The sequence below is a fragment of the Cyanobacteria bacterium GSL.Bin1 genome (genome assembly GCA_009909085.1).
In the GTDB taxonomy this organism is placed as follows: domain Bacteria; phylum Cyanobacteriota; class Cyanobacteriia; order Cyanobacteriales; family Rubidibacteraceae; genus Halothece.
Window position 1 is genome coordinate 1 of record JAAANX010000056.1, and the last position, 14,632, is coordinate 14,632.

The following is a 14,632-nucleotide window of genomic DNA, read 5'->3' on the forward strand; positions in this document are numbered from 1 at the left end:
ATAATTACATTATAGACAATATTATAAAAGTGTCAACGTGATTTCTATAACGTGGCTGAATCAGTGAGAATTGGCTACGCTGTTGTTGTTGTTGTTATTTATAATTTAATAAGATATAAAACGCATCTCAGGTAATGCTTGAGCGGGACTTAAACGAAGTTTAAGCTAGAATGTAGCCAAAACTCGCTTTATAAGCAACAAATCTGTCAGCATCGAACCGGAGTCTTTACTGAGCGGCCGAACCCTCGAACAGATTAGGACAGAAGAATTGTCGCCCAAGAAAAAGCAAAAACATGAGCGAGAAAACAGTGAATTAATGATAAGAGTTGCCCTTAGTGAGTTTACTTATCACACTTTCAAAGTAACTAATTTGCAAATTCCCTTGAGAAACTGGAGCCATGCAAGTGGGGTTTCCAAAGAAAGGTCAACTCATCTGGTTATTCTCTGGATAAATTTTCACTGCAGATCATGTTTTGTCGCAAAGCAAGCAACTCCAAGAGAACACCATTTGTCCAGCCAAAACCTTCTTCATTACTGGTATACCCAAATTGAATCTCCTCTGAAATCTCGCTGGAGCAACTTTCTACATCATACTTCTCTAAGAGAGTGCCTTGACGATCAAACTCTTGTAAGAGCAGAGTAATAAATTTATCGGCGATTCGATCCCCCATTTCTCGATAGCCATAACGGTAGAGTCCTTGTACCGCAATCAGATGAAACGGAGCCCAGCCAAAGGGAGCATCCCATTGGTTCCCAGTCACTTCCGTACTGGTTCGGAGACCGCCACAAGTCTCAAATTTGGATAGGTGATTGACAACTCGTTCAGCTTGTACTGGCGAAGCAAGACCGGTCCAGAGCGGGTAAAACGTTGTGACATAGTGGTATCTCCGGCGGCGTTCTGTGAAAAAGTTGTAGTCAAAGTAGAGTCCTATTTCCTCATCCCATAGGAATTGGTCAATTAACTCGTGTCTGTCTTTGGCTCGAGCTCGCCAGTATTTTACCGCATCGGCATGCCCAAGAATTTCATTAATTTGGGCGATGTCCTGTTCCATTTGATAGAGGAGAACATTCAGACAAACGGGAGCATAGTGAACAATATCGATACTGAACGGACCAAACCGATTGGTTGGATCCAATCCTGACTCGCGCATCGAGCGATCGCCTTTATAAAACAGATCGGTCAGCCGATCCCCTGGTTGATCGTAATAAAGCCTAACATCATAGCCCTCAATCTGATGGGTGCGATAATATTCTCGCACCCGGTCATAATGCGTTCGTCCGCCTTGATCGCGTTCTGAGGCGATGACTTCCGGAGCAGGGCCATTCCCTAAAGCATAGTAGCGGGACAATCCAGTGGCTTGATTAAGATGAGGCGGGACGATCCAGTAATAGTAATAATTACGAATAATGGGTAAGACTGAAGCCAACCAGTCTTGATCGGGACGAGATTGGTATTGATTTAAAACCATCTGAGTGATGAAGGGGGGTTGGGAACGAGTCAGCATGTACGTTCGATTCCCATTGAGGATGGTGCCGTAGTGATCAATCTCGTATAAAAGTTGGTCGAGTAAGGACTGGGATAACTCAATTTCCCCATCACGGAGCAATCCCAACTGGATAAAATAGCTGTCCCAGCCATACATTTCATTAAAACGCCCTCCAGGAACAACATAGTTCCCTGGTAAGTAGAGCAACCCGTGGTTCTCAAGGTGCTCTAGGTCCGGAGGCAGCACTCGGATCTCAAGCTGTTGGAACTCTTCGGCTGTCATAGCCATCTGGAGTGATCGTCTTACAGTTACCAGATCCTCCCGTCGGGAAATGTAGACGAACCAAGGTTGGCCCTCCTGATGGTCGATTTTGGGATCAATGGCGGCTTCAAGGGTATGGGCAGGGGTGCGGGTCAGCGTTTTCCAAGTCTGCTTGATATAAGCCCGCACGGCTTCGAGTTGACTGGATGAGAATGGATGATTGGGCGGTGAGGACCGAGTTGGATTCGTCATGAATGATGTAGTCAACGGTCTGATAATCCTACAACTATAATTTTAATTGAGTTGGAGATGGGGCTTTCCTTCAGTTCAGATTTCTTACATTTGGTGGTTTCCTCCAAATTAAGCCCTCACAAAACACAGAAAGGGTTGTCTGAGACTGCGGAAATAAATAGCCTACGGTACGAGCTTCGCTCTACCGCACACAGTCCCTCATGAATCAGCCCCTGTGGTACGTTTAAATGGGCTATAGCAGCAAAGGGACAGGAGCATGAGAGTTGGAGCGAATTATCAAGGAAATAACCATTGTCAATTCGTAGTTTGGGCACCGCTTCGGGAGCAAGTGGCTGTCGAACTGATTGAACCTGTACATCGAATGATTCCCATGCAATCCCAATCACGGGGCTACTGGCAAGTGCAGGTAGAGGGGATCAAACCGGGAACCCTCTATCGCTATCGTTTGGATGACGAAGTTTTCCGTCCTGACCCGGCTTCCCACTCCCAACCTCAAGATGTACACGGACTGTCAGCAGTGATCGATCACGCGGATTTTGACTGGCATGATCAATCCTGGCAAGGTTTGGCTCTGGAAGAGTGGGTGATCTATGAATTGCATGTGGGCACTTTTACAGCAATGGGGACTTTTGCTGCGATTATTCCTCGGCTTGAGGACCTTGTCGATCTTGGAATTACCGCCATCGAACTCATGCCCGTAGCCCAATTCCCTGGCGATCGCAATTGGGGCTATGACGGCGCCTATCCCTATGCGGTCCAAGCTTCCTATGGAGGACCAACGGAACTCAAGAAGCTGGTTGATGCTTGCCACCAACGGGGAATTGCTGTCATTTTAGACGTTGTTTATAACCATTTTGGCCCAGAAGGATGTTACATTGAGGAGTTTGCTCCTTATTGGACAGACCGGTATCAAACCCCTTGGGGCCGGGCAGTTAACTTTGATGGAGCGCACAGCGATGGGGTCAGAAATTTCTTCATTGAGAATGCCTTGTACTGGTTGCGCGACTATCATATTGATGCGCTGCGATTGGACGCGGTGCACGCTATTTACGACTTTGGCGCTAAGCACTTTCTGGCGGAGTTAGCAACGGCGATTGCCTCCTTCTCCCAAGAGCAAGGGCGACGTTATTATCTCATTGCCGAAAGTGACCTTAATGATGTTCAAGTGATTCAGCCATTGGAGAAGAGAGGATATGGAATCGATGCTCAGTGGAGTGATGACTTCCACCACGCCTTACATACAATCTTGACCGGGGAAAGAACCGGTTACTATGAGGACTTTGGACATCTACAGCAACTTGCTAAAGCCTATCGCAGCAGTTTTGTCTATTCTTGGCAATATTCTGTTCACCGCCAGCGGTTTCATGGCAGCGATGCCAGTTCTTGTCCTCCGGTTCAGTTTATAGTTTATACGCAAAACCATGATCAGATCGGAAATCGTATGTGGGGAGAACGACTGTCTCACCTCGTCTCATTCGAGAAGTTAAAATTAGCAGCCGGAGCCTTGCTGCTCTCTCCCTACATTCCGCTGCTATTTATGGGAGAAGAATATGGGGAAGACGCTCCTTTCCTGTACCTGATTAGCCATACCGACTCTGACTTGGTTCAAGCGGTGCGAGAGGGACGTCAACGAGAATTTGCACCCTTCCATGGCAAGGATGAGCCGCCAGATGCTTTCAGTTTAGAGACATTTCAAAAGTCGAAATTGAATTGGGAGCAGCGGCAACAGGGCAAACATCAGGTTTTGCTGGTCCTATATCGAGAACTCATTCGTTTGCGTCGCGACATCCCCGCTCTCGGTATTGGCGATCGCGCCCAACTCAAGGTGAACTGTTTAGAGGAGCAGAAAATTTTGCTCATTCAACGTTGGCATGAGGCGAGTCAGGTGTTGATTGGGTTGAACTTCGGCGATCGCGCAGCCTCTATCCGACCGCAACTCCCGCCAGGTCTATGGCACAGGCATCTGGACTCATCCGATTCCCAATGGTTGGGCATGGGGCCCCTAGCCCCACCTGTACTAGAAGGAAGCGAGTTAAATCTTAGCCTTGTCGCGAGCAGTTTTGTACTCTATGTTCTTCATTGACATCCTCATCCCACTAAACCTGACGGCTATAGTGGGAGATTCCTAACCTTACGATTAGGTTTTCCTTTTTCTCAGACACTTGACTAGACAAAGTTTCCTCTGTCCCCGTCAGCCCGTCTCCCAAGGCATTTTGTTTGACATCTACCCCCTGCCCGAGGGCGGATGTTCCTTCAGGTCTGCTTTCCAATGCGCGGGAAACCCGCGCTTGGGTCAGACCTCGATTTCTAATGACTTCCGCAGACACCACGTCTCTCGAACCGACATAACCGCATTCAGGACAATGATGAACCCTGACATCCAGAGTCTTTTTGCCTGTATGCGCACCGCATTGGCTACATTCTTGAGAAGTGCCGTCCTTGTCAACTTTAGCAAAATATACATCACGCTTCCAACAGACCCATTGGAGGATGTTTACAAACTTCCCAAACGCTGCGTCTGCTGAGTGCTTAGACAGCATGCCTCTTTGCCAGGTGCGGAAGTTGATGTCCTCGACAAAGATCATCCCTGCTCCATCGCACAATTGATGAGCGAGTTGGAAGTGCCAATCCTTGCGAGTGTCTGAAATACGTTGGTGTAGCCTTGCTATCTTGCGATTCAGCTTGTGACGGTTATTCGACTGCCGACCCTGCTGGAATTCGATTCCAGCAGGAAAGCAGCCTGGAGCGAGGAGCGAAGCGACGCAGTGAAGATGCCTTCCGCACCCTTTCGGTTTGTTCTTAAGTCTACGTTGGAGCAATTTCAGCTTCCTTTGTAGAGACTTTAAGAACCGAGGTCGTTTTATCTCTAAACCATCGGAAGTAGCAACAAACTTGTCAAACCCCAAGTCTAACCCTCTCGCATGTCCATGAGGGAAAGGTTGTGGGACATCCACATCCAACTGAAGGGAAAGCATGACAAAGTAACCAGAAGCCTTGCGGACAATTCTGGCTTGTTTGACTTGAAAGCCATTTGGGATTTCTCTGGACTTTCTAAGCCTGACCCAGCCTAATTGGGGTAGTTTAACAAAATTTCCCTTGACCACCTCCTTTCCTAACTGAGGGTAAACGTAAGAGCGAAGACGATACCGATTTTTAAATCGAGGGAATCCTAATCCCTTTGCCTTCATATTGGCAAATGCTCGATCAAGAGTCCTCAGAACTTGCTGAAGCACCTGAGCATTAACTGACTTGAGGCGTTCGTCGGTCTTCTTGGCTTCGGTTAAAGCCTTTGCCTGTTTGTGGTAATTCGGGTAAGGCTCATCAAAAGGAATGATATATTCCTGCAGAATGGAACAAGCGTTAATCGGGGACTTGCGAGAGTTATGCCAATCTTTTCTCTCCCTCAGTGCAAAATTCCAAACCGAACGGCAGACTGAGAGAGTATGTTCGATCATCTCAATCTGCTGTTGGTTTGGTTCTAAGCGGTACTCGTAGGTGAGAGTTAGCATTGGCTTTTTGTTAGACTTAGACTAAATCTCGTTTAACACATTTACTGCCTATAAGTGAGAATAGCATATAACAAAGGATGGAGAACTGTTTACTCTCTTACTGTTCATATCGTTTTAGTTACCAAATACCGTCGAAAAGCGATCAACCCTTCCCTTCTCCAAAGACTGACAGAAATCTTCGAGGAGACCTTGAAAAAGTGGGAATCTGAGTTAGTGGAGTTAAATGGGGAATCCGATCATGTCCACCTTTTAATTAGTTATCCCCCGCACGTCCAACTTTCCAAACTAATTGCTAACTTGAAAACGGTATCCAGCCGTTTAATTAGGAAAGAGTTTCCTGACCACATCGGTAGGTTTTATGACAAGCCTGTGTTTTGGACAGGTGCTTACTTTGTTGCTTCTTGTGGAGGAGTGACCGTTGAGCAGTTAAAGAGATACGTGGAAAACCAAAGGATGTCCTAGCGGACTTCTGTTGATTTGGACGCAATTCATCAGCCCGTTAACCCTAACGGCTATAACGGGAGTCCTCTTGCGTCATTAAGATAGACTTGTCTAATTCCCTACTCAGTTCCAACTCTTGTTCACCCACTCATTCTAGGAGAGATTAGCCATGGGCGTTCCCACTGCTACTTATCGGATTCAATTTAATCCTAATTTTAACTTTAATGCCGCCTACGATATCATTCCCTATTTAGCGGAGTTGGGCATTTCAGATCTCTATGCGTCACCAATCTTTAAAGCCTGTCAAGGGAGCCAGCATGGTTACGATGTGGTAGATCCCAATCAACTTAACCCTGATTTGGGAACCGTTGAAGAGTTTGACCGATTAATCGAGCATCTCCAGCAAAATCAGATGGGATGGCTGCAAGATATTGTTCCCAACCACATGGCCTATGACAGTCAAAATCTTTGGTTGATGAATGTCTTAGAGTTCGGGGAGGATTCTCCTTACGCAGACTGCTTTGATATTGATTGGGAACATCCGAATCAGGATCTGAAAGGACGGGTCTTAACACCGCTCCTTGGAGATTTCTATGGGAAGTGTTTAGAACGGGGTGAAATTCAACTCAGTTACGGAGAGACGGGTCTTAAAGTCAATTACTATGAGCTGAGCTTTCCCTTGCGCATGAGCAGCTATGCAAAAGTCTTAGCTCGCGACTTAGGACGTCTGAGCAAAGTCTTAGGACAAGAACATCCTGATTTTATGAAACTTCTCGGAATTCTGTATATCTTGAACAGTATTCCCTCAGAAGTGTCGAGGAAACAGCGGCAGGATCAAGCAACTTTTGTCAAGTATTTACTTTGGGAACTTTACAGCGGGAACTCGGAGATTCAAGAATTTATAGACAGTAACATCCGTTTTTTTAACGGAAAGGCAGGTCAGCCAGAAAGTTTTGATGCGTTGGATAACATTCTGTCAGAACAGTACTTTCGACTGGCCTTCTGGAAAGTCGGTTCTGAAGAGTTAAACTATCGACGTTTTTTTAGTATCAATCGACTGGTCTCACTCAGAGTTGAAAATGAGCGAGTTTATAAGATTACCCATCGGCTCATTCAGAAGCTGATTCAGAGTGGCAAAGTAACGGGGCTGCGAATCGATCACTTGGATGGTCTTTACGATCCGACGCGTTATCTAGAGCGGCTACGGGAAACTTGTGGCGAACTCTATATCGTCGTTGAGAAAATCCTGGAACTGGAACAGGACTATCTGGGCAAGTTTGAAGAAATCCCCCGTGAGTGGCCAATCCAAGGAACCTCTGGGTATGATTTTCTGAATTGTCTCAATGGCCTTTTCTTTAAACGGGAGCATCACCGTTACCTCAGCGAGCTCTATGCTTCGTTGACAGGGATAAAAACGCCTTATGAAGAATTAGTTGTACAAAAGAAGCAGCTCATTATTGATAAGAACCTAGCAGGAGATATTCACAATCTTGCCACCTTGCTCAAGGGGATTGCCCAATGCTACCGTTACGGAAGGGACTTCACCCATAACGGTCTCCGTCGGGCACTCCAGGAACTCCTAGCCCTCTTTCCCGTTTATCGAATCTATGTCAACTTGGATGGAACACTCAATCAGCGCGATCAAAGCTATGTAGAGGAAGCTATCCAGCAGGCTAAATTCCATGTCCCCCAATTAATCAATGAATTGAACTTCATCGAACAAGTGCTAATGCTCGATTTTGACGAGTCCCTCTCCCAAGAGGAACAACTCCAATGGCTTCACTTTGTATCGAAGTTCCAACAGCTTTCAGGTCCTCTGATGGCAAAGGGCATAGAAGATACACTGTTCTATGTCTACAACCGTTTCATTGCCTTCAATGAAGTTGGCGGTCAACCCCCTCAAGCCGGGATTTCAGTTTTAGCCTTTCATAATTTCTGTCAGAATCGGCGGGATAACTGGCCCTTAACCATGAATACAACCTCGACCCACGACACGAAACGAAGTGAAGATATCCGCGCTCGTCTACAAGTTCTCTCCGAAATTCCAGAGGAGTGGGCGACCCAGGTCAAAGGCTGGCAGGAACTCAATCAGCAGCACAAAATTCGTCAAAACGGGCACCTCATTCCAGATGCGAATGATGAATACTTTCTCTATCAAACTCTTGTTGGAGCCTATCCTCTTGATGAAGCCGAGTATGTCTCATTTGTCGAGCGGATTAAGAGCTATCTGATTAAGGCCGTTCGAGAGGCAAAGGTTCACACGGCTTGGCTGCAGCCGGATACTGATTACGAAGAAGGATTTCTGAAGTTTGTCGAGAAGCTGCTAGAGCCTGCCGAGGACAATCGATTTCTGCCTCAACTGCGGCAGTTTCAGGAGTGGGTATCGTTTTACGGAGCCTTGAACTCACTCACTCAAACCTTGCTGAAAATCACTGCGCCTGGCATCCCAGATTTCTATCAAGGAACCGAGCTTTGGGACTTGAGTCTGGTTGATCCTGACAACCGCCGTCCCGTTGACTTTGAGCATCGGTTTGCCCTACTCAAAGAAATTAAACGAGGGCTCCAAACCCATCCCCTTGAACTACTGACAGAACTGAAGCAGAACTGGCGGGACGGACGACTGAAGCTGTTGCTCATTACTCAGGCTTTGGCAACTCGTAACCAGAACCAAGCGCTGTTTGAGGCAGGGAACTACGAACCGTTGGAAGTTCTGGGTCCTCTGTCAGAGCATATTGTCGCTTTTGCACGGCGGTATGATCGCGCCACCGTAATTGTGGTCGCCTCCCGGTTTTTCACACCTCTACTGAAGGCTGGAACCTTCCAAACCGGTGAATTAGTATGGGGGAGCGATACTTATATTGAGCTTCCCGCCGATTTTCCGACCTCATTAATCGATTCCCTTACCGGTCAGGCCATCCAAGCACAGGATGCGCTTCCAGTTAGCATAGCGCTAGAGCACCTCCCAGTTGCACTTCTTATCTCGAATTGATCAATGTTTGCCACAAATTGATCGAATCTTCGATTCGCTGCCAGAGGCCATCGAGGAGATGGGGGAGACAAGCAAGACAAGGCGAGCGACCCTGCCGTAGAGCGAAGCTCGTGCCGTAGGCTACTGGTTCGGCTAAGGAATGCGCGAGAAGGGGACAAGGTGAGGTGATTGCTCATCTGTAGCATAAATGAATCAATTTCATATTATTTAGCTACTTTCCAACTTTGTCCAATTATTACGGGAATCAGACTCATGCCGAGTGCGACTCCCCAACCATTGAAGCCTGGGTTAACGGTTTGCAAGGCATCTTTTAATCCTGGTAAATAAACAGCAGATAATAATAAACCCGTACAAATCACTAATGCACCCCAGATATAAGGATTAGTAGTTACTTCATTGCGAATCAAACCAGAACCGGGATCGCGCATATTAAAAACGTGCCATAATCTAGCAAATGCTAGGGTGAGAAAGGAAATGGTAACTGCTTTCTGTTCCTCCATCCCTAGGGTGAGCAATGCCAAAGCAAAGGCACCTAGTACCGGAATAGCAATTAATAATCCGTAAAGCGCGATCGCCCACCAATGTTTTGTCGTTAAGATAGATTCTTTGGCATCACGGGGAGGACGCTGCATCAAAGTTGGATTGCCAGGTCCCACCCCCAAAGCAAGGGCAGGGAAAACATCGTTAACGACGTTGAGATAAAGAATTTGTAGGGGCAATAAGGGTAAAGGTGCGTCAGTTAGGGAGGCAGCAGCAACGGCAATGATTTCTCCGACGTTGCCAGAAAGCAGATACAGGGTGAATTTACGAATATTGTTGAAAATTGCCCGTCCCTGTTCGACCGCAGCGATAATTGTCTTAAAAGCATCATCTTGCAATACCATATCGGCTGCTTCGCGAGCGACCTGAGTACCTCGTTTGCCCATCGCTACGCCAATATCGGCTTTTTTGAGGGCGGGGGCATCGTTTACCCCATCTCCTGTCATCGCCATAATCGATCCGGCTTCTTGATGGAGAGCAATTAAATTCAGCTTTTGTTTGGGACTGACGCGGGCAAAAATAGGAACTTGTCGCAGTCGTTCCCGTTCCTGTTGGGATAGTTCATCGGGACTTTTAAGCGCTTTGCCTGGTTCGGCTTCAACTTCTTCTTCGGTAGTCAAACCGACTGCCAGTCCGATATGACGGGCAGTTACCGGTTGGTCGCCCGTCACCATAATTGCTCGGATTCCCGCATCACGACAAGCTTTGAGGGCTTTTTTCACATCTTGGCGTGGCGGATCGAGTAATCCGATTACTCCTAATAAAGTTAATTCTTCGTAGGGATGAGCCTCAGTATTATCTATGGTTTTTTGAGCAAGCGCTAAGATTCTCAGTCCCTCTTGTGCCAAGCGATCGCATTTTTGTTGCCACGATTGATGTTCCTCTCTATTCATTACTCGGACCCCTTCCGCGGTCAGATCATGAGAACATACGGGTAAAATTGATTCGGGTGCCCCTTTCACTGCTACGCGATACTTCCCTGCTATTTCATGAAAGGTTGCCATCATTTTGGTTTCTGAATCGAAAGCCTCCTCTCGGACTTCTGGTTGTTGCGACAGGAGTTCATCCCGATTTAACCCCGCTTTTGCACCTACGGCTAATAAGGCAATTTCTGTGGGATCGCCAACAGCTTGATCTTCTGCTTCGGGTAAAGCTGCATTGTTACACAATACCCCCACTTCTAAAACCGCTCTGAGGATTTCATGACGAACCGGATCGACGGTTTCTCCTTCTCGGCTAAATTTTCCTGTGGTTTGTCCTTCTCCGCTTACTTCTACTTTGCCCGAATCTAACGCAATTTCGGTCACGCTCATCCGATTTTCCGTCAGCGTTCCCGTTTTGTCGGTGCAGATAATACTGGTTGCACCGAGGGTTTCTACGGCTGAAAGGCGATTGATGATGGCATGGCGTTTTGCCATGCGCCACATCCCCCGTGCCAATGCTACCGTTGCTACGATCGGCAAACCTTCAGGTACAGCAGCTACCGCAAGCGCGATCGCTGTTTCTACCATGAGGTACAAATCTCTACCGCCAATTATTCCTGTAACTGCAACTAAAAAGGCAATGGCAAGGGTAATCGAGATCAGTCTTTTCCCCAGACGATCTAGTCTTTTTTCTAAAGGTGTAATTTCCTCCTTGGCTTGTGCTGTCAGAGAGGAAATATGACCGAGTTCCGTATCCATCCCTGTTGCTACGACGACCCCTTCCCCAGTACCTCGCGTGATTGCCGTACCTTTAAACACCATATTTTTGCGCTCGGCTAAGGCTAAATCTCCCTCCAAGGTTTCAGTGGTTTTACTGACGGGAACAGATTCCCCAGTTAAGGTTGATTCATCTGCCTGAAGTTTAGAAGCCTCTAACAAACGTAAGTCCGCAGCCACTAAATCGCCTCCCTCCAAGATCACAATATCCCCAGGTACTAGCTCCTCGGCAGCAATTTCCTGGACATTAGCGCCTCTTTTCACCTTGGTTTTGGTTTTACTCAGTTGTTGCAAAGATTCCATCGAGCGCACTGCTTTAATTTCGGTAAAGAAACCAATTACAGTATTGAGCAAAATAGCAATGATAATCGCTACTCCTTCAATCCATTTCTGAAACGCCAAAGAGAGAATCGCTGCTACTGCGAGCAGGGCAATAATCGGGCTTTTAAACTGAGCGATGAAAATCTGCCAAGCACTGCGACGCTTAAATTCCTGGAGGCGATTTTTCCCATACTTTTGTTGTCTTTGCTTAACTGTGGCGTGATCTAATCCTCGCTCTGAATCTACTGATAGACGTTGCAGAACTTCATCTGTGTCCAAAGAAGTAGCTGCTTCTAAATCTACCTGGGGCGCGGTTTTAGTCATATTTAATTAATGCTTGCCGATTGAATCCCTCAATCTTGTCAGTTTGATGCCTAAATTTAATCGTTCTGGGGAAAGAAATTCTTAATATTTTAGTTGCAGCAATTTAGGTTTCGGCTGCACTGGGTAGGACTGTAGGCTGTGATTTATGTCTGCCCAGAATAGAATGATTTTCTTAATTATTGTCAATTAGTTCTGGTATTCCAGTCGCTTCCCATGTTTTCTTAAAGTGAGCCGGCGCGATCGCGCGCCACAGGACTAAGCCCCCAAGTACTAATGTCTGGAGTTCCTCCCCAGGTCTGGAAGTTGATGACCAATCAAGCCAATTGCGATCGAGCCAGCCAATAACAAGCCCATTTCTCTTTTTTGAGAGACAACTGCTTATATTTACGCCGTTAGTTGGATGACACTCAAAAGCAAAGAATCTGCCAAGATTAGCGATTAGCTACTCTGAAATATTCAGATTAAAAATTAATTAACCTACGGATCTCTCAGGATAAACAATAGCAATTGAGGTGAGTTATTATTGATCAAAAAGTTATTTTATCAGTTGCCGCTTGAATAGAATCGAGAGTTGCAATGCCCCATCTGTTTACCAATCGCCCCCGCCTCTACAACCCAATTGCAACCGATAAAAATGGAAATCATTACTTGGATTGGGAATCGATTAATGCCATTTTATATATTGTTGGCGGATTAACCTTTATTGCCGGGAGTATATTTTTTCTGCCTCGATATGATAGCCTTTCTGATATTGGTGCTTGGATATTTTTCGGCGGTTCTCTTGTTTATCTGGTAGTAACCGGTCAAGATTTATTAGAATCTAGTACCTATTTACGCCGTCAAAAACAACGAACAATTTGGAATTGGCTGGAATTTATCGTTGCTAATGTTTATGTAGCCGGAACCATCCTTTTCACGGTCGGGAGTCTCTTATTTTTATCACAAATTGACGCAATTGTTGCCGGTGGCTGGTGTTTTACGATTGGTAGTTTATTCTTTTTAATTGGCGCTTGTTTGAATGTTATTCAAATTGTTAAAGAAGGGTCATTTGTGAAGCTACAACTCTTAAATGCTACTGCAATTAGTTTTGCAATTGGTTCAACACTTTTCTTGATTGCTTCAATGCCTTACTTATCAGAAGCATTAAATCTCGAAGACAACAGGGTGTTATTTGCCTATGTGGGTTGGGAATATATTTTTGGCAGTATTCTTTTCTTTGCAGGGGGAATGATTAATTATCATCGTTCCTACCAAAGAAAACAGTATTACCAAGAAGACAGTGTGATGGTTGAAAGACGGAAAATCCTCGACTATGCCAAACATCGCAAGCACCATCAAAACTTGCCTGTTCCATCTTGTGAAATCAAGTTACCAGTGGCGCTAGAAGATGTTGAGGACACTGAGGAAACGTCAGAGACAGAAAGGCTGTATTTTCCCCAAATATAATTTAGAGACAAGGGTTAATCACAATTTTTAAACTGCTATTGGTTTGGGTAGCGCGAGAGCAATGGCAGATCATCCACTCGTTTGGTCGCTCTGGTGACAGGCTTGTTCATAAATGGGAGTATCATGAGTGACTAACTGTAAATGCTTGGGATTTTCCAGAAGACTTTCTGCACTTAAGAATCCGGCAATTGTCCAAGTTTGAAACCGTCTTGCTTGTCTGCCAATTAAGCGACCCTGACGACTGTCGTAATATTCCGGCCATTGGTCATTAGGTAACCGTTGTCGGGCAAGATCAAAGGCTTGCGTTGCTAGGTGAGTCCGTCCGGTTTTTTGAGCTGCTGCGGCTAATAGCCAGAGGAGAAAGGGCCAACTGCCTCCATTGTGATAGGACCAAGGCACATTCTTGGGATCAGATCCGGTGAGGGTGCGCCAATCTTGACCTTCTAGGGCAGGAAAACAAAGTTTCATCGGCATTTGTCCCACTAAATCTGACCAGCGTTGTTCTAATAAATCCATAATCCTTTGCGACTGGCTTTCTTTGGCGAGGGAGGTGACAATCGCCATTAAGTTGCCTTGGCTGAAAAAGCGATAATCAATGCGCCCTGGTCCCAAATTTCCCACAAAGTAACCGCCGGTTTCGGGTAACCATGCAATTAACCAATCGGGAATGGTATCGGGATAGATATTGAACTTGTTAATCGCACTTTCACCATATTCTTCCACCTCATAGCGATGAATCTCATTGAGGCGAGATAAATTTAGCCAGTAGTATTGGCGAATATGATAAGTCAAATGATTCACGCGGTCGCGCGCTGCTTCCAGGCAAGGATCATTATCGGGAGAGGCTGGTAGTAATTCTTCTGCGGAGCGCAATGCCATGTAAAATAAGGCTTGAATATCCAAGGGATGTCCATAAACGCCCATCCGCCGATCAATGGTAAATGACCCATCAGGCACCAACATGGTGGGCAACATTTCAAAGCGGGCGGTGAGATAGAGATCTAAAATGAGACGGATTGCGTTTTGAAACGCTGGTTGCTGGACAAGCCTCCAATCATCAGTGGCTTTAACATAGGCACGGAGAATTAATAACCACCAAAAGCAGGAATCGACCGGGGCAACCCGCGCGATCGCGCTTTCTCCAAAGTCAGGAATAATTTTCTCTCCCTCAACTTTAAAACTCGCTGGCATTAACCCTTGACCCGGCTGGAAACAGTCCATTTGCTTGCGACAGTTCTGTAAGAGTAATCCAAGAAAAAAGTTATCCGAAAGTGATCCAGGTTTAGCTCCAATCTCAACAAACCATTTCTCTAATCCTGGTAAACGTTGAAACTGCTTTTCAAGGTTCGCCATCGCTTTCTG

8 protein-coding genes are annotated in these 14,632 nt (G+C 46.1%); 4 read left to right on the plus strand and 4 right to left on the minus strand.

Features of this window, described 5'->3' with window-relative positions:
* Positions 1-437: 437 nt before the first annotated feature.
* A complete protein-coding gene (locus tag GVY04_06050) occupies positions 438-2,000 on the minus strand; it encodes an alpha,alpha-trehalase (GenBank protein NBD15712.1) in 1,563 nt (520 codons plus the stop codon).
* A 256-nt stretch (positions 2,001-2,256) separates the two neighbouring features.
* On the opposite strand from GVY04_06050, the gene treZ reads away from it, so the two are divergent.
* Positions 2,257-4,083, plus strand: a complete 1,827-nt coding sequence (gene treZ, locus GVY04_06055) for a malto-oligosyltrehalose trehalohydrolase (GenBank protein NBD15713.1) — start codon at positions 2,257-2,259, stop codon at positions 4,081-4,083.
* Between the two features lie 13 nt (positions 4,084-4,096).
* On the opposite strand, the gene GVY04_06060 is transcribed toward treZ, so the two are convergent.
* Complete coding sequence (locus GVY04_06060; protein ID NBD15714.1) at positions 4,097-5,509, minus strand: helix-turn-helix domain-containing protein; 1,413 nt, start codon at positions 5,507-5,509, stop codon at positions 4,097-4,099.
* A 54-nt stretch (positions 5,510-5,563) separates the two neighbouring features.
* On the opposite strand from GVY04_06060, the gene tnpA reads away from it, so the two are divergent.
* Positions 5,564-5,971, plus strand: a complete 408-nt coding sequence (tnpA, locus tag GVY04_06065; protein ID NBD15715.1) for an IS200/IS605 family transposase — start codon at positions 5,564-5,566, stop codon at positions 5,969-5,971.
* A gap of 148 nt (positions 5,972-6,119) precedes the next feature.
* Complete coding sequence (treY, locus tag GVY04_06070) at positions 6,120-8,939, plus strand: malto-oligosyltrehalose synthase (protein NBD15716.1); 2,820 nt, start codon at positions 6,120-6,122, stop codon at positions 8,937-8,939.
* Positions 8,940-9,142: 203 nt separating this feature from the next.
* Here the strand turns inward: treY and GVY04_06075 are convergent, their stop codons facing one another.
* On the minus strand, positions 9,143-11,824 hold the full coding sequence (locus GVY04_06075) for an HAD-IC family P-type ATPase (protein ID NBD15717.1): 2,682 nt from the start codon (positions 11,822-11,824) through the stop codon (positions 9,143-9,145).
* Between the two features lie 576 nt (positions 11,825-12,400).
* On the opposite strand from GVY04_06075, the gene GVY04_06080 reads away from it, so the two are divergent.
* Positions 12,401-13,270, plus strand: a complete 870-nt coding sequence (locus GVY04_06080) for a hypothetical protein (protein ID NBD15718.1) — start codon at positions 12,401-12,403, stop codon at positions 13,268-13,270.
* 69 nt (positions 13,271-13,339) lie between these two features.
* Here GVY04_06080 and GVY04_06085 read toward each other — a convergent pair.
* A partial coding sequence (locus tag GVY04_06085) for an alkaline invertase (protein NBD15719.1) occupies positions 13,340-14,632 on the minus strand: 1,293 nt, incomplete at its 5' end.

Bases quoted from the DNA above. Each gene is read 5' to 3' on its own strand.
- GVY04_06050 (NBD15712.1), bottom strand. From the start codon at position 2,000: ATGACGAATCCAACTCGGTCCTCACCGCCCAATCATCCATTCTCATCC.
- treZ (NBD15713.1), top strand. From the start codon at position 2,257: ATGAGAGTTGGAGCGAATTATCAAGGAAATAACCATTGTCAATTCGTA.
- GVY04_06060 (NBD15714.1), bottom strand. From the start codon at position 5,509: ATGCTAACTCTCACCTACGAGTACCGCTTAGAACCAAACCAACAGCAG.
- treY (NBD15716.1), top strand. From the start codon at position 6,120: ATGGGCGTTCCCACTGCTACTTATCGGATTCAATTTAATCCTAATTTT.
- GVY04_06075 (NBD15717.1), bottom strand. From the start codon at position 11,824: ATGACTAAAACCGCGCCCCAGGTAGATTTAGAAGCAGCTACTTCTTTG.
- GVY04_06080 (NBD15718.1), top strand. From the start codon at position 12,401: ATGCCCCATCTGTTTACCAATCGCCCCCGCCTCTACAACCCAATTGCA.